The sequence below is a fragment of the Gemmata obscuriglobus genome (assembly GCF_008065095.1).
Taxonomy (GTDB): Bacteria; Planctomycetota; Planctomycetia; order Gemmatales; family Gemmataceae; genus Gemmata; species Gemmata obscuriglobus.
This window is the reverse complement of record NZ_CP042911.1, coordinates 7,733,318-7,756,135: the sequence shown is the minus strand read 5'-3', so window position 1 is coordinate 7,756,135 and position 22,818 is coordinate 7,733,318. Positions and strand designations below refer to the sequence as shown.

Below are 22,818 nucleotides of genomic sequence, written 5' to 3'. Positions count from 1 at the left end.
CCAGCAGAGCTTTAAAGCGACCGGCTGATACGGTTCAAGCGGTGGGGAGCGGCCAGCGGTCGCCGGTGTTCGCCCCTTGGGGCACGGGCGTGTTCATGAAGTACGCCCACACGTCGCCGCGGCCGTCGATTTCGATCCGCTCGCGCACGAACGGGCCGGGCACGCCTTCAAAGTCGTCCAGTTCGGCGAGGCAGCAGTCACTGACCGCGAACAGCTCGCCTCGAACCGCGAGCCCCTGGAGTTCGTCGCACACCAACCCGGGGTACGGGCCGAGATCGATCACGCGGTATCGGGGTGCTGTGGTCGCGGGGCCGAGAAACGGCTGGTCCGCGAGTAAGTGGTGGTTGCGCTCGCCGCGCTTGAGGGTGCCGTACACGAAGAGCGTTGCCGCGGCGTCCATATGGGAACCTCGTGTAACAGCGATCCTCGGGGGCGGGGGCGTGCGGGTGACGGCGGGGCAAGGGGCGAGCGCCGCGGTAAGCCCGGCGGTACCTTTCGTATGGCGATCTTACAATCCGGCGCTTTTGTTGTCCCGGGCGCAGGGGTTGCGAAGAATGGTCCGCCCGGAATACATCCGGTACGGAGGCCGATCATGTCCGCGACACGAACGCTTCTCGCTCCGGTCGTCGCGCTGGCCGTTTCCCTCGGCGGTGCCGCGACCGCGAACCCCACAGACAACCCCTGCGCGCCCGCCGCGCCCCACGATACGCCCCTTTCCGGTACGGTCCGGACGCTCCCGGTGCTCTCAGTGTCGCTGGCCGTCGGCAGCACCGGGCGAGAGTCGAAGCGGGCCGTTTACTCGCCCCCGCCCGGGTGGTACGTCCGCAGCCACCGGGTTCAGGTGGCCAGCCGTTACGGCACCGTGACTTACGCGGTGAGCACCGTCCCGGCCGGGTTCGACTGGCGCACCGACGAGCAGTCCGCGTCCGCCGGGAAGTCGAGCACAACCGGGGCCGTCAGCGCTTACAAGATCTCGGGGGGCGGGCAACTCGCCACCGTCCGCGACCTCAACGCCGCCGACCACCAAACGGTTGCGACGAGTCACCACGTTCTGGTGATCGACGTGACCGCGCGAGGGGCGGGCTTCCTTCAGAGTGGCAGCGGGATCGATCTGACGGTGATGGCTGAGATGGTGTACCTGGGGCGGTAATCGAAATGCAAGATTGACAATGGATGGGCACGATTTTCAATCGTGCTTGTGTTGTGTGAAATGGCCGGAAGCTTGTTCGCTCCGGCCGTTGATTTCAAGCGAGCTTAAATAACGCCTGGTGCCAGTGTACTGTTGCTCGGTTGCCCGCGAGTTGGGCCGGACGTTCCCGGGTTGAAAAACACCGGGGTTTGGTTCGACGTGTAGCTCGGCGGCGAGAACGCCCCGGAGTTGAAGAACACCGGGCCGCCCGCTTGGAGCCCCTGAGTGGCACCCGGTGCGATCAACCCCTGTTGGCTCGCAAGACCGGTGCCCGCGAGCCCGGCGCCGGCGAACCCGGCCGTTCCCGCGGTGGGGCGAGCCGCTCCCGTGAACGCACTCGATCCGAGCCATGAGTTGCCGAAGAACCCGAACCCCTGGAACCCGTTCAGACTGTCCAGCGTGGTCAGGCCGTTGGTCAGCGAGAACGCCGAGATCGACGCCGCGGAGTTTTGCCCCACGGACGAGCTTAGCACGTCGAGTATGCCGTCACCGTTGACGTCGGCCAAACCGAGTCGCACGTCGGTCGGGTTACTGAACCCGGTTTGGAACGTGGCCCCCGGGACGAGTGCCGTGCCGCCGAACGAGAACGGGTCCAGAGTGAACGTGCTGAACTGCGACGCCCCGCTGATCGGGGCAACGAACAGTTGCCCGTTGTTCCCGCCGGCGACCGACACGCCGCCCAGGTAGCCCGGGTACGGGAACGACTGCGAAACCGGGTTCACGAGCGTCGCGGGGCCGATCTCGCCGATGCTGAACGCGTTCGAGTACAGCCGGATGTCCGACTGCGTGGTGCCGGCGCCGGACGCGGTCACGAGCATCGGGGAGGTGTTCGGGGCCCGGCTCAGCGTGGTCACCCGGATCTCACCCAGGAACCCGGGGTATGCGAAGAAACTGGTTCGCAGGGCGGGGTTATTGCCCGCGAACGATCCGTTGTTGTTGAAGTCGAACACTTTGACGTGTCCGCTCGCTCCGGCCCCGGCGGACGTGGCCACCTCGGCGAACCCGTCGCCGTTGAAGTCGCCGGCCGCGACGAACACGCCGCCCGCGAACCCCGGCGCCTGGCTGGCGCCGGGGACGTTCGAGTAGGCGTAAAAGTCCGAGATCAGGACGGCCTGGGATGAGAACCGGGCTGCGCGACCGTCGTAGATCCGGATCCGCGAGCCGCTCCCGGCCCCCGGGCCTTCAGCGGTGATGATGTCGGCGACGCCATCGGCGTTCACGTCGCCGCTAGCGGATCGTACTTCGATCGAGAGGTTGTCGAACGGATCGAATACCCCGCCGCCGAACGCGTTAGGTGTAAAAGTCGCCGGCACGCTCCGGTCTTCGAGCGATTCGGCGTTCAGTTTCGAAGGGCGTGGCGTATGGCGAACCGCCGGGCCGTGTGAGGCCCGCGGCCGAGAGGACCAAATCATGGTTGAATCTCACGGGTGTCGAGGGCGAATCGCCCAAGGCAGGGCGGTTAGGGGTTTTGCAAGTGCCGTTCCAAAGATCCGGTCCGCGGACCGCGGGAATCGTTTGCCCGAAGTCCCCTCACGCCGGTACACTGCGCGGCACCCCACCGTCACTTAATCGGTGCCCGCCGATGAACGAATCCGTTAACCGCCGCACCGTCCTCCGTGCCGGTTCCGTGGCCGCTCTTGGCGCCTCGTTGACAGGCCACGCCGGGGCGCAGCAACCCCGGCGGCCGCTGATCGAAGCCTACGCGATGCCCCAGAGCTACGCCGCCGGTGAGGACGTGAAGGTGCGCCTGTCGTGTCAGGGCGATTCGTACTGGTACAAGGTGTTCCGGCTCGGTGCGACGAAGGAAGAGGTCGCGAGCGGCATGGTCGAGAATCCTCGCCCGTACGACATCCCGAAGGACGCGTCCGCGCGCGGGTGCCGCTGGCCGGTGGGGCTCACGATCCACACCACCAATTGGAGCAGCGGCTACTACGCCGTCACGTTCGGTAGCACGAAGGGGCCGAACGTCGATCTCGCGGACGCGTTCTTCGTGCTCCGCCCGCGGCGCCCGGGGCGTGACACGAACATACTCATCCAACTCGCGACCAACACCTATAACGCGTACACGAACTGGGCCGGGTACAGCCTGTACGCGTACCACGGGCGGCACAAGGTTCAGGGGCGCCGCGTCTCCTTCGACCGGCCGCAGTTTTCGCAATTCCCGCGCTGGGAAGAGCCGTTCGTCCGGTGGGCCGAGAAGTCCGGGTACGCGCTCGACTACTGCACAAACCTCGACCTCCAGTTTCACCCCGAGATCCTGAAACACTACAAGCTCGTGCTGAGCGTCGGGCACGACGAGTACTGGTCCGCGCCGATGCGCGACGCCGTGGAGAAGTACATCGAGAACGGCGGGAACGTCGCGTTCTTCAGTGGGAACACCTGCTGTTGGCAGGTGCGCACCGAAGAGGAGGGGCGTGCGCTGGCGTGCTGGAAGCAGTCGTTCGGCGACGACCCCGTGTACAAGAGCAGCGACCACAAAACGCTCACCTCGCTCTGGAGTCATTACCTCGTGAACCGCCCCGAGAACACGCTGACCGGGGTGGGGTTCCTGTGGGGCGGGTACCACCGCAGCCACGAGCAGTTCATGGACGGCAGCGGCGCGTTCACCGCGCACCGACCCGAGCACTGGCTGTTCGCGGGAACGAATCTGAAGCGCGGCGACGCGTTCGGCGCGAAGCTGCCAGGTTACAAGGTGGTGGGGTACGAGTGCGACGGGTGCGAACTCGTCTGGAAGGACGGGGTGCCGTTCCCGACGCACGCCGACGGCACCCCGAAGGGCTTCGAGGTGCTCGCGACCGCCCCGGCCCGCTGGCACCCCGACGATTGCGAGTGGTACGAGCGGTGGCAGAAGGGGCGAACCGGGAACGCGGTGATGGGCACCTACACCCGCGGCGGGACCGTGGTGACCGTGGGCACCACGGACTGGGCGTTCGGCCTGCGCGGGAACGATCCGAACGTCGTTCGCATCACGAAGAACGTTCTGGACAGGCTCGGGAAGTAATTGGCGCGCCAGCGGGTTGTCCGCCTGTTTGTAAGCGCGGACAACCCACTGGCGAACCGACAGACGGCTGGATTCAGGCGTTCTCCGATACCACCAGCTTTACACCCGAAACGTAATCCTTCACCTTCTCGCGGTACTCCACCATGTGCGGGGCGTCCGTGTGCGCGTAGAGCGCTTCGACGCTCTCCCACTTCTCGACCACCGTGACCACGTTGTCGTGCGGGCCGTCCTGCACTTTCATCGTGGTCGGCACGTCGACGGTCGCCTGGTACTCGATGCAGCCGGCTTCCGCGCGGACCAGCGGCGTGACCCAGCGGAACACGTCCAGGAACGGCTTCCGCACGCCGGGCTTCAGGGTGATCGTCGCGATAACGTGAATCATGCGCTCGCTCTCGTTGTGGCCCGGCGAATCACGCGGCGTCGAACAGCGCGGGCTGCGTCCAGGTCGGCTCCGCCGGCTCGGGCACGGCCGCGAGCAGGTCGGGGCCGTCCGCCGTCGTCGCGTTCACCTGATCGCCGACCGCGTACCGCTCCATGCGCTCGACCGGGTACGGTCCGAGTAATGGTAGGAGTTTGGACGGCCGCGATTCGCGCGGATCGAGCCACGCGCCGAAATGCTCCCCGCTCAGGATCGCGGGCATCCGGTCGCGGAACGGCTTCACGAGGTCGTTGGCCGGCACGGTCAGGATCGCGAACGTCTCCACCACCCCGTTCGGCCCTTTCCAGCGGTCCCACACGCCGGCGTACACGAGCGTTCCGCCCCCGGCCTTGCGGAAGTAATAGGGGTGCTTCCGTTTGCGGACCGTTTTCCACTCGAAGAAGCCGTCGGCCGGGACCAGGCACCGGCGCCAGCGGAACGGGTCGTGGAACGCGGGCTTGCCGGGGGCCGTCTCGGCGCGGGCGTTGACGAACCCGGTGTGCTTCGGGTTCGTGTTCCAGAACGGCACGAGGCCCCACCGCAGTTCCGTCACCTCGCACCGGCCGTTGGTCGTGCGGACGACGGGAACGAGGGCCGACGGGCCGACGTTGTACCCGGTCCGTGCCGCCGGGTTCGGCGGGCTCATGTCGTAGGCGAGGCCGAACAGGTCGGCGACTTCCGCTCCGGTTGTAGCGGCTGTAATGCGTGCGCACATATCGAGGGGTCTCACGACGTTGTGGTGGAAAGGAGTATACCATCACGCGCAATGACACCCCGATGTCAGTGGCGAGAGTCAGCCCCTCAGTTCCTTCATCGTGATCGGCTTCTTCTGGTACACCGCCTCGCGCACCAGCAGGCACGCGAGCACCGCGTCGCGGCCGTGCTCGACCGTCGCCACCGGCGCCTTGCGGGTCCGCACGCTGTCGGCGAACGCTTCGAGGCCCAGGCGGGTGTTGTTGATCGCGCCCTTCGCGCTGTGCCCCACCTTGTCCGGCAGGTTCAGCTCCTTGCGGTACGCGATCACCCCGGTGTTGAAGTCGATCCCGGCCTTGACGCCGTTGAGCCGCGTGTACTCGTCGTTGAACTCCTTCGTGAACTTCCCGTTCTGGCCCGGCGCGACCCAGGAGTGCAGGATGTTCACGATCACCCCGTTCTCGTACTCGACTACCGCCGAGTAGTAGTCGTGAACGTCGCGGTCCGGCTGGAACGCCTTGAACAGCCCCGCCCGCCCCATGCCCATCGCCCGCACCGGGAGCCCCCTGCACGCCCAGTTGATGACGTCCCAGTTGTGGCACGCCTGCTCCACCATCCAGTCGCCGCTGCGGGCCTTCTTGCCGAACCAGTCGCCCAGCGGCCCCCACGAGTTCGACCACATCACGCGGCCCTCCACCAGCGCCCCGAGTTCGCCCTCGTGGATCAGCTTCATCGGCTCGATGAACCGCGGGTCGGCGCGGCGCTGGAACCCGATCTGGACGACCTGCTTGCTCGCGCCCGTGGCTTTCACCACCCGGTCGCAGTCCTGCGGGGTGAGGCACATCGGCTTCTCGCCGTACAGGTCCTTCTCCGCCCCGATGGCGTCGAGGTAACAGGCCGCGTGCAGGTCGCACGGGAGCGCCGACACCACCGCCTGCACGTCCTTCATTTCGAGCAGCTTCTTCCAGTCCTCGACCAGCGTCGGCGCCTTCTGGCCGGCGCCGGTGACGAGCGCGGAGGCGCGCTTCGCGTGTTCGTCCTTGAGGTCGCACACCGCGACCACCGTGCCGAGTTTCGCGTCCAGGAAGTTGCGGAGCAGGGCCGTCCCGCGGCTGCCCACTCCGATGAAGCCGACGCGCAAGGCGGCGCCGTCGGCCGCGGAGAGGCGGGCGGCTGTGGCGGTGGTGACGGCGGTCGATGCGAGGAAGGTCCGGCGGTTCGGGTTCGACATGGGGCACCTGGGGAAGAGGGTCGAAGCGCACCCAGAGTAACACCCGGTATCGCACAGGTGTTGCGCTTTCCGGTTGCCTTTGGACCGCAGCAAATCGACAATCCAGAGGAGAACCACGGCCGCTCCCACCGGAGGGCCGTGGCCCGTCCCCCCAATCGGAGCTTCTCCCGCGATGAACGTTCGCACGCTGCTGCTGGTGTCCGCCGGCGCGCTGACCGCGCTGGGCGCGGTCGGTGCCCTTCAGAAGGAGTACAAGAGCGGGGTCGTGTGGCCGGAACCGGCGGTCGTCACGCCCGGTAAGAACCCCGGCGACGCCCCGTCCGACGCCACCGTCCTGTTCGACGGCAAAGACCTGTCGAAATGGCAGGGGGGTGAGAAGTGGGAGATCCGGGACGGTTACGCCATTGTGAAGGGCGGCGAAATTACCACGAAGGACGCGTTCGGCGACTACCAGTTGCACGTCGAGTTCGCCACCCCCGAGGAGGTGAAGGGCAGCGGGCAGGGCCGCGGCAACAGCGGCGTGTTCCTCGCGAACCGGTACGAGGTCCAGGTGCTCGACTCGTTCGACAACAAGACGTACTTCGACGGCCAGTGCGCGAGCCTGTACAAGCAGACCCCGCCGATGGTGAACGTGTGCCGCAAGCCGGGCGAGTGGCAGACCTACGACATCGTCTTCACCGCGCCGCGGTTCGATGAACAGGCGAAAGAGGTGAAGGTGCTGAAGCCCGGTTACGTCACGCTGATCCATAACGGCGTGGTGGTGCAGAACCACTTCGAGCTTCAGGGGAACACCTACTACGACCGCCCCGCGAGCTACCAGAAGCACCCGCTGAAGCAGCCGATCCGCTTGCAGAACCACGGCAACCCGGTGAAGTTCCGCAACATCTGGATTCGCGAGATCAAGCCGCTCGAAGGCAAGAAGCCCGAGGGCAAGTGACCGGGCGGCACCGACGCGGTGAGCCCTCGCCGCGTCGGGCGCACGAAGCGTTCGGCACATCCGGCACTTTCGCACCCTATTTCCCGCATTCGGACTTCCGGAAGTTTTCTCGGCGCCGAGTATCGCACACGGCGCCGGATTTTGTTGGTAACGCGGTGCTGGGTGGGCTAAGATTTCTAGCTGTAAGTGATATCTGGATAAGATATTGCAACTTGTGAACCGGTTGGCGCTGGGACCGGCCCCCGGGATTATGGGGCGCGATTCGGTGGTAGCGGTGCCCCAGCGAATGACCCGTCGGATGGCAGCGAATGTCCAGTCCGTGACCAGTCGAGCGCGATCAGTCGCTAATGTCACCCCCGTTACAGCGGCCCGCCCGAACCGGGACGGCACAGCCGAATCTGACGCCGGCACTTGGCAGAAACGGCCCTTCGCACCGGTCAGCGGGACGGGCCGCGTTCTATTCTCGTGTGTGTGCAACACCTGATTCCTCGACGCCACTGTTGAGTTGTTTTCGCGCCTTTCGGGGCGCCGACTCACGAGGTTCGTTATGTCCTCGCCCGCGCCCCCCCCTACTTCCCGATGGCAGCAGGTGCCGTTTGCGGTCGCACTCGTGGGTGTGGGGTTCGTGATCGTGTGGCAGGGGTTCGGGCTGGCCGGTTTCGGCACGGACCTGCACCCCGCGCGAGTCGGGATTGCTCTGGTTCCGCTGTTCCTGTGTGCGATGCTCGTGGCACAACCGGACTTGGGGGGCGCCGTCCGCCTGATCGCGGCGGTGGTAGGCCTGTGCGCCGCCGGGTACGCGTGGTGGGACGTGCGGCCGTCCGGGTTCAAAAGCGCGATGGCGCTGGGGGAAGCCGTTCGCACACGCGACTGGTACAAGCAGCGGTTCGCGATCGCAACGGCGGAAGAGGCTGAAAAGTCGGAAGGGCTGCGCGGCGTTCGGCCGCTCCTCGAGCAGTACCCGTCGCTCTGCAAGGGGATGACCGCGGAGTACGACCGCTGGGGCGACGCGGTGGCCGACGACATCGTCTCGCGCTACAACGCGCTGCCGCGGGACGACTTCAAAGGCGCGGAGGCTCTGATTAATCCGGCGAAAACGCTGGCGGCGGTGCGCCCCGTCGTCGGGAGCCGGCTCGACGCCGCGCGACTGGCGTGGCGGGCCGACGCGGTGCGCGTGCGGGTGAACGAGTTGTCCGCCGCTCGGCCCGGCGACTGGGAGGCGTTCAACCGCTCGGCGTTCGCCCGGCGCACGCTGGCCGAGGCCGTCCCCGACGCACGCGACGTGCTGCTGCGCGCCGAGACCGAATGGGTCAACTCGTCCGTTGAACTGCTCGTCGCGCGTGCCCTCGTACCGAAGGCCGGCGGGGGCACGACGCGCGAGTTCTTGAAGCGGTCCGACTGGGAGGTGCTCGCGCTCAAGTCACTCGACCCCACCACCGGACGGTTCCTGAAGGCGCGCGGGCGGCTGTTCCGGGCGGCCCACGACAGCGCCACGCGAGAGGCGTTCGCCCACTTCGAGGCCGGGCGCTACGATCGCGCGTTCGGGGTGGCCGTCGCGCACGCGGTCGACTGGACCGGGACCGCGGAACTGCTCGGCGAGCCCGAGCGGAAGGCGGTCCTCGAGTTCCGGGCGACCCACGAGTTCTTTGCCGCGCTCGCGGCGAAAGCCGAACCGCGGCTCGAGGTGGCCCCGCCGCCGCGTTCAAGGGCCAGCACCGAACCGCGGCTCGAAGTGGCCCCGCTGCCACGTCGGCCCGGCGGTGCCGAATCGCGGTTCGAGATCGCGCCGCAACCGCGCCCACGTGCTGGCGCCGAACTGCGGTTCGAGGTCGCTCCGCGACCACGGTCAAGTCGCAGCGCCGAGCCGCGGCTTGAGGTGGCCCCGCCGCCACGTCGGCCCGGCGGTGCCGAACTGCGACTCGAGATTGCGCCGCCGCCACGCCGGCCCGGTGCCGGCGCGGAGCTACGCCTTGAGTCCGCTCCGCCGCCCCGGCCGTCTGGTGCCGCCGAACCGCGACTCGAGGTTGCCCCGCTACCACGGTCCAACGTGAGCGCCGCGCCGCGGCCTGAGACCGCGCCGCCGCCGCGCCCCGGTGTCGAACAACCGCGCCGGCCCGATGCGGACGCCGAACCGCGGTACGAAGTCGCCCCGCCGCCGCGGCCTAAGCCGTGAGGAACTGGCTCATGCGCCGGAGATCGCTGCTTCCGCTCGCCGCGCTCGCGAGCGTTCTGCTGATCAACGCGCCGGGGTGGGCGCCCCCAGCACCGCGCCTGTCGGCGCAACCACCCGCACCGCGTCCGCCGGTTACAACCCCGCGTCCGCCCGTCGCGGCGCCGAATTCGGCCGGTGTGGCTGCGCTGGTCGCGGCGGCCCGGCAACGCAACGCGGCCGAAGCCGCGGCGTTGTTGCGCCAACAAGGCGCCACGGCGCTGAGCCGCGTACACCGGGCCACGTTGCTGAACGTCATCACCCACGACACCCTGCACCAGAAGCAGACTGTCCCTCTCGCGGAGTTGCGCCGGTTGCGCGCGGACTGGGTCGCACTCGGTCCCGGCTCGGGCCTTGATCCGATCGTGGCGATGCAACTCGAGGCCGCAGAGGCCGGCGCCGAGCGGTTGTTCCTCGCGGACGGGCTCGAACTGATCGCCGCCGGGCGGTTCGCCGAGGCTTTCGCCAGATTCGAGCCGCTCGAACTGCCCCGCTACCTGCCCGTATCCGCGGTGCGGGCTCTGCCCGAACTGCGGGAGGCGCTCCGGCGCGTCGCCCCGTTCGCTCAATCGCAGGCGGCCCTGCGCGCCGGGGACGCCGACGCGGCGGTTCGAGCGCTGAGCAAACTGCCGAACGAGCACAAGCCGCTCACCGTTGCCAACGCCGACGAGGCGCGGCTCCCGCTGGTGCTCGCGCGGGCGACATTCGGAGATGGGGGGACCGGGGCCGAACTGAGCTTCGTCCGCCGACTGTTGGCGGACGTGGAAAAGCACCACGGGGCCACGCTGGCGCGTCAGCTTCGCACCGAACTGGCCGCGCGGTTGTTTCTCGCCGGCCGCGCGGCCGATGCGACGGCACTTGTGGGCGACGGGGTCGATCCGGCGCACGCCTCGCAGGTGCTGGCCGACCTGCGCGCCGCGACGCTCGGGCGCGACGAGTTGAAGAACCCGCAAATCGCGGCGGTCATTGCGGCCGATCGCACGCAACCCCCGGCGTATTCCGCCATCATCCTGCCACCGGACCGGCTGGCGCAGTGGCGGCCGGCGGTTCCCAACCCCGGGAACAAAATCGTCGATGTGGCTGAAGCCGCCGCACGGGAGAAGGTCACGACCGCCCTCAATGCGGAAGTCACCGCGGGCACCGCGCGGGTGCGTGCCGCGGCCGAGCGCATCCGCGAAGCACTGGCGACCGAGGCCGCGCCCCGGAAGGCGTTTCTGGACAAGATCGAGGTGGCTCGCGGGAAGCCGTTCGTGACGCCCGCGGAGCGCGAACTCGCCCTCGTTGCCGGAACGAGGGGGCACACAGTGGCCGAGGCCGTTGGTGTGCTCGCGGCGGAACCGGACCGACCGGCCGCGGCGGTCCGGTTGCTCGCCGTGGTTCCGGCGTTCGTTCACGCCGGGGAGTTCGCGGCGGCGGTGGAACGGTCCGGCCGCGCGCCGGCGGCGTTCGCGGCTTACCCCGCTGCGGGAGACAAGTTGCCCCCGGCGTGCGACCGCTCCCGGGTTCGCGAGGCGGTTCACGCCGCCCTGCACGCGCAGGCCGGGCATACCGTGTCGGGGCGCGAGCCCCCGCCGTTCGCCCGTTCGGAGTTCGAGGCCGGGTTGCGCGACCGCCTCAAGCTGCCGCCGGGCGAGACCCCGAGCGCAGCCGAGTGCGTGCAGGGGTTGCTCGACGTGTGCCGCGACGGGGCTGCCGAGTACGCGCAGCTACTGGAGGCGTTCGGCGACCTGAACCAGGCGATTCCGGACATCGAGCGCGGGGTGTACGACCGAGCGAACGCCACACGCAAAGAGCTCGAGACGGCGCTGAAGTTGCGCCGGCTGTCGGTGCTGGCCGACAAGAAGCGGTGCGAGATCGGTTTGGCGGTGGGCTGTCAGTTGCTGAGCGCCTACGGTCCGGACGCCGCTCCGGCGCGTGACTGGCTCCGTGCGCAGAGCGAGGGAACCGGGACGCCGTGGGGCGCGAGCGCCGCAGACGCGCTGGAAAAGATTGGCGCGAAGTAAGTGGTGTTCGTCTGGGACCGCGGACGTCCCGTCCGCTGCTCCGAGAATGGTATCGCTCGGCGGAACCTCCGCATCACGAAACGATGCGCGTGCCAGCGGGTTCCGCTGGTAATTTTAAGTTGGTTCGGCGTGGCCGGGCCGGGGCGCGACGGAGTGGTGTTTGCCTGGGACCGCGGACGTCCCGTCCGCTGCTCCGAGAATGGTATCGCTCGGCGGAACCTCCGCATCACGAAACGATGCGCCTGCCAGCGGACGAGACGTCCGCGGTCCCAGGGAAACAACGCCCACATGCGTCAGCGGGCGGGTGACACGCCGTCTCTGCTTTCTCTGTGACTCGCGTTTTAATCTCTGCTTTCTTTGTGTGTGTCTCTGTGGTGAGTCCTTCTTTCGGAGCGCTTGTTTGGCGCGGCCAACTCCGCCGGGGCCTCGTTCATCCGGCCGTTTATCCGGTGATCGCTTGCGCTACATCTCCTCTCCCGAAATCGTCCGGTAAGTGGCCTTCACCGCCCACCCGACCTCGCCCGCGATGCCCGGGTGAGCCGTGACGTATCCAAGGATCAGACCCTCGAAATCTTCCTCCGTCCACTCATGGGTCTTGAGCCGCAGAACGTAAACCTTCGCCGTGACGCGGTGCAGGATCTCGTTCACCCACTTCATCCGATCGACCTTCTCGGTGTCGCTGATCCGTTCGTCGGACCAGATGCCCCGTACCGCAACGGTCAGGTTGTGGGCCAGTACCTCGTAGTAGTGCAGCCGCTGTTCCTCAGTGAGTTCCCCCATCTGCTTTGCGAACTGCATGGCCAAGCCCTTGTTCACCGGTTTCTTTCAGCCCTCACGCGCCGCGGGTGCCGGTGGGGCGCTCGCCGGTGATGAGCCGCGCCGTGCGGTTGCGGGTCACGTAGTTCCAGAACCACTGGAACAGCACCAGCATCCGGTTCTCGAAGCGAGCCAGGTACATGATGTGGATGAACAGCCACGCCAGCCACGCTAACAGGCCGCTGAACCGGAACCCCATGCTCTCCGCGACCGCCTGCCCGCGGCCGATCGTGGCCATCGTGCCCTTGTCGAAGTAGCGGAACGGTCCCTTCGGGGTTTCGCCCTTGAGGCGCCGCACGATCACCCCCGCGACGTATTCGCCCTGTTGCGTCGCCACGGGCGCCACCCCCGGCAGCGGCTTGCCGTTAGCGCCGGGCAGGCTGGCCATGTCGCCGATCACGAAGATGTCGGGGCGGTTGCCCACCGTGCAGTCGGGGTTCACGGGCACGTGCCCCCCGCGCCCCACCGTGACCCCGCCGATCGCGTCCGCCAGCACCTGGCCCAGCGGGGACGCCTTCACCCCCGCGGCCCACACCACCGTTTCCGTGTCGATGCGGACCGGCGCGGCGGCCTTATCGTCCGGCTGCACGAGGACGTAGTGCGGCTCGATCGCGTTGACGTGCGCGTCCAGCATCACCTCGATGCCCATCCCCTGGAGCGCCTTGAGCGCCTTCGCGCTGAGCCTCTCGTGGAACGCGCCCAGCACCTTCGGCTGCCCCTCGATGAGCACGATGCGGGAGGTCGCCGGGTCCACGCTCCGGAAGTCGGCGCGGAGCGTGTGCTTGGCCAGCTCGCTGATCGCGCCGGCCATCTCCACCCCGGTCGGCCCGCCGCCCACCACCACGAACGTCAGTTGCCGGGCGCGCTCCTTGGGGTCGGTGGCGCGCTCGGCCCGCTCGAACGCGGACAGCACCCGGCGCCGGACCTCGGTCGCGTCCTCAATGGTCTTCAGCCCCGGGGCGCGCTCGGCCCAGTCGGTCTTGCCGAAGTAATGGTGCGTCGAGCCGGTCGCGACGATGAGCGTGTCGAACGGGACGCGGGTGCCGTCCTTCAGCAGCACCGCCTTCGCCGGGACGTCGAAGCCGGTCACCTCGCCGAGCAGCACGTGCGTGTTCTTCTGCCGCTTCAGGATCGACCGCAGCGGGGACGCGATGTTGGCCGGCGACAGCGCCCCGGTCGCCACCTGGTACAGCAGCGGCTGGAACAGGTGGAAGTTGCGGCGGTCGATCAGCGTCACCTCGGTCGGCGTCTTGTTCAGCGCCTGGGCCGCGACCAGCCCCCCGAACCCGCCGCCGATGATCACCACCTTGTGCGCCGTCGTGCCGTCCGACATGTGCCGCCTCCGCGCGTGTCAATGAGGTGACATTCTACGAACGTGCGCCGGCCAGTAGGGCAGAAGGCACAGCGCCAGCGCCGCCGGCGCAACCCACCAGTACGCATGAAGTGCGCCCGGGGTCGCGAACGTCATCACCGTGATAACCGCCTGCCCCGCGACGAACACCACCGCCCCCGTGCGGCGCCCGGTGCGGACGAGGCGGGCCAGCGCCCACGCCACCGGCACCAGCAGCACCGGCAGGTCGAAGATCCACCCGCCGTAGGGCGTGGTGAGCACGGACACCGCGACCACGAGCGGCAGCTCGTGCCCCCAATCCCACGCGGCCCCCTGCCGGAGCCGGCGGGCGAGCAGCGCCGCACACGCGACCGCGCACGGCACGAACTGCACCCAGAAGCTCTCGCGCGCGAGCCACACGCGGAGCCAGTACGCCGGCACGGGGAGCGCGTACCCGGACAGCGGAATCGTTTCCGGCCGCGGGTTCCGAGCCGCCGTGACGAACTGTTCCAGAACGTCCGGGTTCGGCACCAGCGCCACCACCAGCGCCGCGGCCACGGCCCCGGTCCCGGCCGCGAGGGCGCGCCGGCCGCGGCGGGAGAGCGCGTCGGCGATGAGGAGCACGCCGAACGCCGCGAGCAGGTGCGGCTTCAGCGCGGTCAGCGCCGCGCACGCGCCGGCGGCCAGTGGCCGGTCGCGCCGCACGAAGTGCAGGAACCCGGCCAGCCCGAGCAGCATGAACCCGGTGTTCTGCCCGTAGGTCACGACCCACCAGGTGCCCACGAACGGCAGCGCCGCGGCGGGCGCGCGCCACGGCCGCCCGGGGGCGTACTCGCGCCACAACAGCGCGCACGCCCCCATCACCGCGCCGAACTGCGCCACGCACCAGAGGAGCGCGGCCCATTTCGCCGGAACCGCGCCCAATGGCATGTACACCGCCAGCGCCGGCGGCGGGTTCCACATCATCAGCGCGCCGTCGCGGTGCGGTTCGACCGACTGCTGCTCGGCCAGCACCTGGCGCGGGTCGTAGGGGTTCCCGCCGCGCAGGTTCACCCGCCCGGCCGCCCAGTATTCGATGAAGTCGCGCGGGGAGAACAGCCCGGGCGTGGAGACGATGCGGTCGGCGACGGCCGCGACCGCCGCACCGCCCACGAGGACCACGAGTAGCGTGCGGAGCTTCGGCGGCATGGAAGGATCGGTTTTAGTACGCGATTCGGGTGCTCGTGCCTGCTGCTTGTGGCACGGGCATTCCTGTGTGTGCGGCCTTCTTGCGCCGCACACACAGGGATGCCCGTGCCACAAAGACAACAGCCAAAACAGACACTAACAACGGCAATGTGGCACTGAAGCGATGGATGGGCGAAGGCAGTTTTGACAGGATCGACAGGATAAACAGGATGAAGACAGACTAATCTTAAATCCCATTTATCCTGCCAACCTGGTCAAGATCGTCTTCATGTACGAAACCCACATGGCCGAAACGAGGCCACGGCCAACCGCCCATTCCGCCACCGTTACTTAGAACGCGGCGCGGTAGTCGTGTCGCATTTCTTGACGAGCCGCGACCGCTACAGTAGGTTCAAGGGTTTGGATGTGCCGCATGGGAGCTCCTAAGGTCAATGCTATCAGGCACTTGAGCGGAAATTTCCTATGCGACGCAGTTACTCTACGATCACCCCGGCGGTGGTCCATGCGTTGTCCCGGCGAACGTTGGCGCGGGCGCTCGGCGGGACCGATTACAAGCCGTCGGTGACGCGCCCCCCGTTGTTGGACCTGGTGCTGTTGATCGCGGGAACCACCCGCACCCGGTTCGCGGTGGTAGCCCGGTACTTCGGGTTCTCCCACCAGACCGCGCGACAGGCGGTGCACGCGAACCTGGGCTCTCGGGATCAGCGGACGGCCCGGCTGGTGGGTCCGCGCCACGACGTGGCACGGCTTGCCCGCCGGGACCGGCCCCGCGGTGGACGTGTGCCATCGACGTGCATTACATCCACTTTTACGGGGACCGCAGCGCCCCGGGATCATCCGCGGACCCAAGAAGACCGGCACTCACTCACTCACTCACTCACTCATGCGTGTGTCAATGGCGATCTGATTAATATGAGTATAAAATGTTGCCGGGTGCGTGTATGAGTGGGTGTCAGTTGGCCGCCGTCATCCGGCTGCGCCGGAACTGCGGCTTCTCGATCTCGTCCAGCAGAGCCGCCGCGTAGTCCTCCGCCGAGATGCTGCTGTTGCCCGCGTCGTCCACCACCAGTTGGTCCCGGCCCGTTCGGTACCGCCCCGTCCGCTGCCCCGGTTGGATCAGCGCCGCCGGTGCGAAGAACGTCCAGTCCACGTTCGCGGTGCGATAAACCTCATAAGCGTCGATGTGGGCCTGCGCGATCGGCTTCAAGAACGCCGGGAACGTCGGCGTGTCGATCACCCGCACCCCCGGCCCGACCTCCAAGCCGCCGGCCCCGCCCACCACGACCAGCCGCGGCGGCGGCTCGGCCGCCCCGACCGCTCGGACGAGCGTCCGCGCCACGTCCGCCACTTGCCCTTCGTGCCCCTGTGGCGGGGCGAACGCGCTCACCACCACCTCCGCCCCCGTAACCAGCGACTGCACACGCGCCGGGTCCGACAAGTCGCCCCGCACAACACTCAGGTTGGGCGCCTGAGCGGTCACCTTCGACGGGTCCCGGGCCACCACCGTCACCGCGTGACCGCGGTTCAGCGCCTCGGTCAGCACCCGCTGCCCGATCATGCCCGTCGCCCCGAACAGTACGATTTTCATCACCGGCCCTCTGTAACAAGATGAGTTACAGTACCGAACAAAAAAGCACCCCTTACGGAGATTCCGCCCCAAGTCGTCCCACGAGGTCCGCGACACTCGTCCCGGCGAGCGAGCCCAGAAGGGCCGTTTCGGCAGCGCGAAGGGTCGGTTCGAGAGCGGACTGAATGCCCCCGCCGACGGGGCAGAGCGGATTCGGGTCGCGCGGGTGAAGGGCGAACAGCGCGTCCGGCTCGACCGCTTCGTACACCGCCCGCAGGGTGATCTCCGCGGCCGGCTTCGCCAGCCGCCCGCCCCCGCCGGTCCCTTCCTGGGTGGCGACCAGACCGGCCCGCGCCAGCACCGCCAGGATGCGGCGGATGACGACCGGGTTCGTGTTCACGCTCCCGGCGATGTACTCCGAGGTGAGCGCCCCGTCGCTCCGGGCGAGGAGCGTGAGCACGTGGGCGGCCACAACGAACCGACTGCTCCGCGTCATCACTTGCCCTCACACAACGGCCCCGGCGACTGAACCGGCGTCATTTGCATTATTCACACGACGGCCGGCGGTGTCGGATTCTTGTTTCGCAGACCTTACTGTCTATTAATCGCAAGAATAAAGCGCAGACAGGAGAGTCTGTGCCACTAGGCCAAAACCAAGGCAGAAGCTGACAACCGGGTCACCCATCATACATGAACCCGCCGTGGGTGATGCTGTCTGACGAGCCGCGACCGCCAGGGAGCGGTGCCACGTACCCCGCTCCCTGGCGGTCGCGGCTCGTCAAGAAATGCGACACGACCACCGGACCGCGAATCAGGCGGCGCGTGTGCGCAAGTACGCCTTTGCCGAGTCCGCCATCGTGACCAGCGCCGCCCCCATCATGATCGCGTCCTTGATCACCAACCGCCCGCGCCCGCTCAGGTACGGGAACCCGTGCTGCGCGTCCCCGAGCGCCGGCACCCAGCTTTCCGGGGTGGTGACGAGGAACGAGAGCGTCACGAACGACATCACGAAGACCAGGAAGCTGCCGACCGCCGCCGCCTGCGGCAGCCAGGGGTGCAAACAGAGCAGCAGCCCGTAAAGGACGATCACCGCGCCCAGGCCGTAGGCGAACGCGTAGGTCCGGTTCGTTTCGTGCCAGGCCCGGTTTTCGGGCACCAGCTTGCCTTCCGGGTTCATGTGCGCCTGGTAGTGCGCGGGGTCGGTGTAGAAGAAGCTCATCGCGGGGCTGTTGGCCACGAACGGCACGATCCCGTCGGCCTCGTACCGGAACACCTTCAGCCCGCCGATCCACAACAGGACCACGATCAGCCCGACCCGGGTCACCGCCACCCCCGCCCGGTCCGCTCGCGCCGCCAGTTCAAACAGTTTCCGCGGGTTCATTGTCGTGTCTCCGAGTGGAGCCTTCGGTGCCCCCGCCCCCGGTCCTTCCGAGAGCGTCGGCCCCCACGACTGAATGATCCGCACCGCCGACCGTTTGGAGAATGGACGCCCGGCCCGAAGACATGGACAGATTGCTCCCGCCCCGGACCGCCGTCTCGAAGTCGCGGAAGTAGCGCGGGGACACGCCGGTCGCCTTCTTGAACAACCGGCTGAAGTACAACTCGTCGCCGAAGCCCACCTCCTGGGCGATCTCCTTCACCGGTCGGAGCGTGTGCAGGAGCTGCCATTTCGCGTGGGTGAGGACGCGGTTCCGGATCAGGTCCGTGAGGGTGGTGTTGAGGTGCTCGCGGACGAGCCGCCCGAGCACCTTCGCCGTCACATGGAGGGCGTCCGCGTATTGAGCCGGTGCGTGCCAGGTGCGATAGTTCTGCTCAATCAGGAGCGCGAGCCGGGACAGAACCGGGTGCCGGTGGGCCGCCGCGGTTCCACAGCCCGCCCCGCCGCCGGTTTTCAGGCGCGTGGAGAAAATCAGGAGCACCTTCAGGTAAGCCAGCGACGCCTCGACGTGCGCCAACCCGCGCTCGGTTTGCTCCCGGCGGATGCGGGAAAACAGGTCCGAAACTTCGGCCGCCGCCCCGTCTTCGAGAGCGACCAGGGGAACACCATACGGGTCGTTAAAGAGGGCGCCGCTGCACCCCACCTCCGCGTGGAACGTTTCAACGCAAAGGAAGTTGGCGTGGAACTCGATCACCTCACCGCCGACGGGCTGGTCGGCACTGAACCGCATGTACTGGTAGGGGACGAAGAACAACAGCGACGCGGGGCCGAACGGGTGATGAGCGTCGCCGGCGGCAACGGTCCCCGAACCCGAATCGATCCGGTAGATCGCGAAACAGTTCGTGCGGGCCGGCTCGTGCGCGCCGCCTTCGATGCGTACCCCCCGCACGCGCAGGGCCTGCCCGCCGGTTCGCGGGTCGTAGAAGTCGGACCCGGAAGGGTGTGAATCGTCCATGCGGCGGTTCCTGCTGCCGAGCTATCCTATCCAGCGCGGGTGCTGGACAGCCACGGCGAATGCGAGTCCCGTCGTTTCGAGTTGGTGTGGCGTACCCATGCAGTAGGCGTTGAGTGTGGTCCGCTCACTCCGTGAGCGGTCGCTCCGGGTATCGGATGCGCGTAACGCACAACGCCGGAGCCGGTAAGCCCGCGAAGCGAATCTAACGCGCGGAGCGACCGCTCACGGAGTGAGCGGACCACACTCAAAGGCCAGAACCGCACTGCGTGAACGTGAAACTGCTAGAATCCGATTTGGTTCAGTTTGCCAGTGAGGTGTCGCCCAATGCCGATGCGCCCAAAGAACCGTTGCGCTAGCTGCGGCTATCGGTGGTATCCCCGTGGCAAGAACGTGTCACGGCGGTGCCCCGAGTGCGCAAGTACGAATGTCGAGGTCGTCAGATTTTTGCCGTCGTTCAACCGAGGCGGTAGCGCCACCAGTCGGGGTTCTGAAGGCGCTATAGCAGTGGTAATCGTCGGTTCGATTGGGGCAGTAATGCTGCTCTCCTGTGTGCTGGGTGGCACGCTCCGCCCGAAGGAGGGTGCACAAAACCGGGAAGAACCAGAGATCACAAAGGCCCCGGCAATCGATCGTAAACGCCCGGCCGAACCGCCCAGAACGGAACCGGTTTTAGATGACTTTCCGGAGGACGGTCCATTACCGCCGCGACCGGCTAGCAAACCGCCCATCGACATCGCCCCGACCCGGAGAGCAGAGCCCGAGCCGGCGAAGTCAGCGGTAGAGGCGCCCCCCCTACTCGCGAAGGAAATTGCTCCGCTCCCAAGGCTGCTCCCACTCAACCGCCCGCCCGAAGGCTTCGTGTCAAAGTGGGACCGACGCGGCAACATCGAAACGCGTGTCGTCGGAGCAGTAGTGATGCGCCCGATCCTCACGAGGGATCGCGAGAGCGACGAACTCGCCCCCGAGCCGATGCTGATAATTTGGGTGGAAACTCGCTGCCTCCCGGGAGGCCGGGCCTCCGTGTCGCGGTGGCAAGGTACGTTCAATGACGCGGTCGAGCTAACGGCCGCAAACAACGACAAGATTGCATCTGCTGTGGTGCCTGACGGATACCGACTCGGTGGCCAACTGAGAGGGCAACCATCGTTGAAGCCCGGCGGGCCGGGGGTGACGGACACGCTAGCGTTTAAGGTGCCGCCGTCCGCAGCCGGTAATCTGTGGCTAAAGCTTCGCGCCAACCACGTTGGGGAGTCTGGATGGTTCTTCCACCTGATTCCCAGCGATGTTTGGGATCAGAAGCGTAGGTGACGGGAAGGAGTACATGCGAGCCGACGAGTTTGCCCCCGATCTTGCGCGTTTGACGGTCTGTAGTGGCCCCCTTTGTGCCGCAATAAGGCCGCACTGCGGCGGCTTTTCCATCAGCCTTTCAGTGGTTTTGATCGGCTCGGCGACAATCACCGTTTTGCTTGAGCTAGCGAACAAGATCCGTGCAGCGTTATCCACGCCGCATTCTGTAGCCGGCCTCACAGAGACGGGCTACAGAAGAACGTCACTCTTCAATCGCATTCGGTATCACTTGGGCGGCATGGCGCCCGGAACGACCGCGCCCGGCATGATGGTCGGGCCGGCCGGAACCCCGTACGCGCCCGGGTGGCCGTATTGCGAGCCGTGGTAGTAGCCCGGTTGGCCGGGGTAGTAGCTCGGCTGGCCGTAGTGGCCCGGCTGACCGGGGTAGTAGCTGGGAGCCCCGCCACACGGGTCACACGCCGGTGCGGCGTAGGTCACCATGGCCGCAGCTTTTTTCTTGCGCTTGCCACAGGCCGACGCGTCGGCGGTGAGAGAGACAACCGACGCCAGGGTCAGGGCGAACAGTGCGAGAGCGCGCATCAAAAGCACCTCAGAGAGTCGAGCGGCCGACGTGGCCGCGCTGCTCCGGCAATGTGCAACCGTCGCGCCTGTTTCACCCGCCATCGCATATTACCCAAACTCCCCACATCAGCCTCTTCTCTCATTACACTGGTCGTAATCCTGCGTACAAAAAGCCATTCGCACCCGTGAGTTCGCGCGAGCTGGCGGTGTGAAACCGGACGCCGGCCAGCGATTGCGACATCGTACCGCTCGCGTGGCCATCTTGCCCACGGTCCGTCTGCGGCGGTAAGAAGCTCTTCGACCGCAGTTCCGGAGGCTCACCGATGCGCGTTCTCGGCTTCTTGGGGGTTCTGTTGCTCACTCCGGGGCAAGTCCGTGCCGACGAAGGCGCGGAAAAGGAGCTGTTACGGTTCCAGGGCGAGTGGCAAATGGTGGCCGTAACGAAAGACGGGGAGACGGTTCCGGCGGACAAACTGAAAAACCGCGCGTGGACGTTCACTGGTGACAAGCTGATCCCACAATACAACAAAGACGACGCGGCAACACTGAAGCTCGCCCCCGCCCAAAAGCCCGCAGCGCTCGACCTGACGGACAGGAACGGCGACAAGATCGAAGGCATTTACAAGTTCGACGGCGCGGACAAGTTGGTGATTTGTTTTCGCGGCGATAACAAGCGGCCGGCGGAGTTCGCGGCGGGGCCGAAATCGGGGGCGATCCTGTTCGTGTTCGAGCGGGTGAAGCCCCCGCGGTGAGTTTCGGGTGGCGTCCCGTTTGCCTTACACGCACCACTGGCGCGACGACTCGAACACACACCGAGCCTCGACCACGTTCAGCGATTCCAGCTACAGTTTCTTCTGTTGGCTCGTGCTCACCAGCACATCAAGTGCGGGGACGCGCCGATACCAAATCCGAACCTCGGCGATGGCCGCCGGGCTCACTGGTGACATCGGATCACTCATCGACCGGTTGGCCTATCTCGCCGTGCAACGACTCAGGGCATCACCGCCCCGTGCGGCCTCACAGGTGCCTCTTGCCACACGAGCCTCAGAAGGGCTCTACCAATCGGCGATGATTTCTCCTCCTGCCGGCGTTACCGCACCCCAAAAGACCGTGGGATCAATGGATGGTCGAATCAGGCGCCCGCTTCCGTCGCCGAGAGCGACGAGAAGACCATCCGTGAAAAACGATTGGAGCACGCGAAAATTACACTCCGTTGGCAAAGGCCGGATCTGGAACGTCACCCCCGGCGTCGTACCGGTACTGGCAGGCGGTGCCCCCCGGGTCAGCGGCAGGACATCGTTGTAACCATCATCGGCGAAGGTGGCGCGGCGGGTGTGAGGAGGGTCGCAAGGAATCCGTCGGTTGGTGCCATACTCGAAGCACGACGGGCCGAGCAGCGACCAAGAGCACGCGGCCGGGCCGCACTTGGCGTAGTGCTGAGAGAAGGCGATGGTTGAGGACGTGCCGTCCGCGAAGGTCGTATCGAGCGACGCTCCGGCGCGAAACACGACGGCGTTGGAGACATAACTGCAGTCCGCGTGACTCGTTTCGGGAACCGGTGTCGCGAAGGTCGGGTCGTAGCGACTTTGGAGGAACCGCGGGTGGTTGTAGCTCTCGCTCGTGCTCGTCGAAATCTCCAGGTAATTTCCGAGCGAATCGAACAGCGACAAACCGAGCGACGGCTCAACGTAATCGACGTTGGGCAGTTTCCCCTGATGGTCCGCGGCGAAGGCGTGTGCCGCGAGGCCGATTTGGCGGATCTTATTCAACTCCTCGGTTCGGGCGCCAGCAGCCCGAACCCGTTGAATCGCGGGAAGGAGTAACCCGACGAGGACGGCGAGGATCGCCACCGCGACGAGGACTTCGATGAGAGAAAACCCGCTCCGACGGCGATCCATTGTCGACCTCCTCTTCGATCCGGCCCGCGCGTCCACAGACGGTTCACTCGTCCGGCAGAACCTCACATGCTGTGAA

20 protein-coding genes are annotated in these 22,818 nt (G+C 67.0%); 6 read left to right on the top strand and 14 right to left on the bottom strand.

What is annotated here, in order from left to right; all coding sequences use genetic code 11:
* Positions 1-34: 34 nt before the first annotated feature.
* Positions 35-400 carry a gamma-glutamylcyclotransferase family protein gene (locus GobsT_RS32135; protein ID WP_010043857.1) on the bottom strand — a complete coding sequence of 122 codons (366 nt, stop codon included), beginning with the start codon at positions 398-400 and terminating at the stop codon, positions 35-37.
* Between the two features lie 192 nt (positions 401-592).
* On the opposite strand from GobsT_RS32135, the gene GobsT_RS32130 reads away from it, so the two are divergent.
* Positions 593-1,150 (top strand): hypothetical protein, encoded by a 558-nt coding sequence (locus tag GobsT_RS32130; protein ID WP_010043859.1) that lies wholly within the window; start codon positions 593-595, stop codon positions 1,148-1,150.
* 104 nt (positions 1,151-1,254) lie between these two features.
* Here the strand turns inward: GobsT_RS32130 and GobsT_RS32125 are convergent, their stop codons facing one another.
* Positions 1,255-2,502 carry an FG-GAP repeat domain-containing protein gene (locus GobsT_RS32125; protein WP_010043861.1) on the bottom strand — a complete coding sequence of 416 codons (1,248 nt, stop codon included), beginning with the start codon at positions 2,500-2,502 and terminating at the stop codon, positions 1,255-1,257.
* Between the two features lie 269 nt (positions 2,503-2,771).
* Here GobsT_RS32125 and GobsT_RS32120 point away from each other — a divergent pair, with 269 nt between their 5' ends.
* Entirely contained in the window at positions 2,772-4,190 is a 1,419-nt protein-coding gene (locus tag GobsT_RS32120) for a N,N-dimethylformamidase beta subunit family domain-containing protein (RefSeq protein ID WP_010043863.1), read from the top strand.
* A 73-nt stretch (positions 4,191-4,263) separates the two neighbouring features.
* On the opposite strand, the gene GobsT_RS32115 is transcribed toward GobsT_RS32120, so the two are convergent.
* The 3 genes from GobsT_RS32115 to GobsT_RS32105 form a co-directional block, all read right to left on the bottom strand.
* Positions 4,264-4,572 carry a putative quinol monooxygenase gene (locus GobsT_RS32115; protein WP_010043865.1) on the bottom strand — a complete coding sequence of 103 codons (309 nt, stop codon included), beginning with the start codon at positions 4,570-4,572 and terminating at the stop codon, positions 4,264-4,266.
* Between the two features lie 28 nt (positions 4,573-4,600).
* Positions 4,601-5,323 (bottom strand): SOS response-associated peptidase, encoded by a 723-nt coding sequence (locus GobsT_RS32110; RefSeq protein ID WP_010043868.1) that lies wholly within the window; start codon positions 5,321-5,323, stop codon positions 4,601-4,603.
* A gap of 78 nt (positions 5,324-5,401) precedes the next feature.
* On the bottom strand, positions 5,402-6,532 hold the full coding sequence (locus GobsT_RS32105; protein WP_010043870.1) for a Gfo/Idh/MocA family protein: 1,131 nt from the start codon (positions 6,530-6,532) through the stop codon (positions 5,402-5,404).
* Between the two features lie 172 nt (positions 6,533-6,704).
* Between GobsT_RS32105 and GobsT_RS32100 the strand changes: the two genes are divergently transcribed.
* The 3 genes from GobsT_RS32100 to GobsT_RS32090 all read left to right on the top strand — a co-directional run bounded on the left by GobsT_RS32100 (position 6,705) and on the right by GobsT_RS32090 (position 11,681).
* On the top strand, positions 6,705-7,469 hold the full coding sequence (locus GobsT_RS32100; RefSeq protein WP_010043875.1) for a 3-keto-disaccharide hydrolase: 765 nt from the start codon (positions 6,705-6,707) through the stop codon (positions 7,467-7,469).
* A 547-nt stretch (positions 7,470-8,016) separates the two neighbouring features.
* Positions 8,017-9,642 carry a hypothetical protein gene (locus GobsT_RS32095; RefSeq protein ID WP_148087949.1) on the top strand — a complete coding sequence of 542 codons (1,626 nt, stop codon included), beginning with the start codon at positions 8,017-8,019 and terminating at the stop codon, positions 9,640-9,642.
* An 11-nt stretch (positions 9,643-9,653) separates the two neighbouring features.
* Entirely contained in the window at positions 9,654-11,681 is a 2,028-nt protein-coding gene (locus tag GobsT_RS32090; RefSeq protein WP_010043879.1) for a hypothetical protein, read from the top strand.
* A gap of 462 nt (positions 11,682-12,143) precedes the next feature.
* Here GobsT_RS32090 and GobsT_RS32085 read toward each other — a convergent pair whose 3' ends face one another.
* From GobsT_RS32085 to GobsT_RS32045, 8 genes are all read right to left on the bottom strand, one after another.
* On the bottom strand, positions 12,144-12,497 hold the full coding sequence (locus GobsT_RS32085; protein WP_010043881.1) for a hypothetical protein: 354 nt from the start codon (positions 12,495-12,497) through the stop codon (positions 12,144-12,146).
* Positions 12,498-12,513: 16 nt separating this feature from the next.
* Positions 12,514-13,830: an NAD(P)/FAD-dependent oxidoreductase gene (locus GobsT_RS32080; protein WP_010043884.1), complete on the bottom strand. Its 1,317-nt coding sequence runs from the start codon at positions 13,828-13,830 to the stop codon at positions 12,514-12,516.
* 18 nt (positions 13,831-13,848) lie between these two features.
* Complete coding sequence (locus GobsT_RS32075; protein ID WP_010043886.1) at positions 13,849-15,015, bottom strand: glycosyltransferase family 87 protein; 1,167 nt, start codon at positions 15,013-15,015, stop codon at positions 13,849-13,851.
* A 952-nt stretch (positions 15,016-15,967) separates the two neighbouring features.
* Positions 15,968-16,603: an NAD(P)-dependent oxidoreductase gene (locus GobsT_RS32065; protein WP_010052257.1), complete on the bottom strand. Its 636-nt coding sequence runs from the start codon at positions 16,601-16,603 to the stop codon at positions 15,968-15,970.
* A 52-nt stretch (positions 16,604-16,655) separates the two neighbouring features.
* Positions 16,656-17,078: an Rrf2 family transcriptional regulator gene (locus GobsT_RS32060; RefSeq protein ID WP_010052259.1), complete on the bottom strand. Its 423-nt coding sequence runs from the start codon at positions 17,076-17,078 to the stop codon at positions 16,656-16,658.
* 315 nt (positions 17,079-17,393) lie between these two features.
* A complete protein-coding gene (locus tag GobsT_RS32055; RefSeq protein ID WP_010036865.1) occupies positions 17,394-17,963 on the bottom strand; it encodes a DUF417 family protein in 570 nt (189 codons plus the stop codon).
* The gene (locus GobsT_RS32050) at positions 17,941-18,975 is read right to left on the bottom strand and encodes a helix-turn-helix transcriptional regulator (protein WP_010036866.1); all 1,035 of its coding nucleotides are present in this window, start codon (positions 18,973-18,975) and stop codon (positions 17,941-17,943) included. The genes GobsT_RS32055 and GobsT_RS32050 overlap by 23 nt, the downstream gene beginning before the upstream one ends.
* A gap of 1,572 nt (positions 18,976-20,547) precedes the next feature.
* A complete protein-coding gene (locus GobsT_RS32045) occupies positions 20,548-20,862 on the bottom strand; it encodes a hypothetical protein (RefSeq protein WP_010036869.1) in 315 nt (104 codons plus the stop codon).
* A 305-nt stretch (positions 20,863-21,167) separates the two neighbouring features.
* On the opposite strand from GobsT_RS32045, the gene GobsT_RS32040 reads away from it, so the two are divergent.
* Positions 21,168-21,596, top strand: a complete 429-nt coding sequence (locus GobsT_RS32040; protein ID WP_010036872.1) for a TIGR03067 domain-containing protein — start codon at positions 21,168-21,170, stop codon at positions 21,594-21,596.
* A 303-nt stretch (positions 21,597-21,899) separates the two neighbouring features.
* Here GobsT_RS32040 and GobsT_RS32035 read toward each other — a convergent pair whose 3' ends face one another.
* The gene (locus GobsT_RS32035) at positions 21,900-22,742 is read right to left on the bottom strand and encodes a prepilin-type N-terminal cleavage/methylation domain-containing protein (RefSeq protein ID WP_010036875.1); all 843 of its coding nucleotides are present in this window, start codon (positions 22,740-22,742) and stop codon (positions 21,900-21,902) included.
* Between the last annotated feature and the right edge of the window lie 76 nt (positions 22,743-22,818).

Bases quoted from the DNA above. Each gene is read 5' to 3' on its own strand.
- GobsT_RS32130 (WP_010043859.1), top strand. From the start codon at position 593: ATGTCCGCGACACGAACGCTTCTCGCTCCGGTCGTCGCGCTGGCCGTT.
- GobsT_RS32065 (WP_010052257.1), bottom strand. From the start codon at position 16,603: ATGAAAATCGTACTGTTCGGGGCGACGGGCATGATCGGGCAGCGGGTG.
- GobsT_RS32050 (WP_010036866.1), bottom strand. From the start codon at position 18,975: ATGGACGATTCACACCCTTCCGGGTCCGACTTCTACGACCCGCGAACC.
- GobsT_RS32115 (WP_010043865.1), bottom strand. From the start codon at position 4,572: ATGATTCACGTTATCGCGACGATCACCCTGAAGCCCGGCGTGCGGAAG.
- GobsT_RS32060 (WP_010052259.1), bottom strand. From the start codon at position 17,078: ATGACGCGGAGCAGTCGGTTCGTTGTGGCCGCCCACGTGCTCACGCTC.
- GobsT_RS32035 (WP_010036875.1), bottom strand. From the start codon at position 22,742: ATGGATCGCCGTCGGAGCGGGTTTTCTCTCATCGAAGTCCTCGTCGCG.
- GobsT_RS32120 (WP_010043863.1), top strand. From the start codon at position 2,772: ATGAACGAATCCGTTAACCGCCGCACCGTCCTCCGTGCCGGTTCCGTG.
- GobsT_RS32135 (WP_010043857.1), bottom strand. From the start codon at position 400: ATGGACGCCGCGGCAACGCTCTTCGTGTACGGCACCCTCAAGCGCGGC.
- GobsT_RS32095 (WP_148087949.1), top strand. From the start codon at position 8,017: ATGTCCTCGCCCGCGCCCCCCCCTACTTCCCGATGGCAGCAGGTGCCG.
- GobsT_RS32080 (WP_010043884.1), bottom strand. From the start codon at position 13,830: ATGTCGGACGGCACGACGGCGCACAAGGTGGTGATCATCGGCGGCGGG.
- GobsT_RS32100 (WP_010043875.1), top strand. From the start codon at position 6,705: ATGAACGTTCGCACGCTGCTGCTGGTGTCCGCCGGCGCGCTGACCGCG.
- GobsT_RS32045 (WP_010036869.1), bottom strand. From the start codon at position 20,862: ATGCGCGCTCTCGCACTGTTCGCCCTGACCCTGGCGTCGGTTGTCTCT.
- GobsT_RS32055 (WP_010036865.1), bottom strand. From the start codon at position 17,963: ATGAACCCGCGGAAACTGTTTGAACTGGCGGCGCGAGCGGACCGGGCG.
- GobsT_RS32110 (WP_010043868.1), bottom strand. From the start codon at position 5,323: ATGTGCGCACGCATTACAGCCGCTACAACCGGAGCGGAAGTCGCCGAC.
- GobsT_RS32105 (WP_010043870.1), bottom strand. From the start codon at position 6,532: ATGTCGAACCCGAACCGCCGGACCTTCCTCGCATCGACCGCCGTCACC.
- GobsT_RS32075 (WP_010043886.1), bottom strand. From the start codon at position 15,015: ATGCCGCCGAAGCTCCGCACGCTACTCGTGGTCCTCGTGGGCGGTGCG.
- GobsT_RS32040 (WP_010036872.1), top strand. From the start codon at position 21,168: ATGCGCGTTCTCGGCTTCTTGGGGGTTCTGTTGCTCACTCCGGGGCAA.
- GobsT_RS32090 (WP_010043879.1), top strand. From the start codon at position 9,654: ATGCGCCGGAGATCGCTGCTTCCGCTCGCCGCGCTCGCGAGCGTTCTG.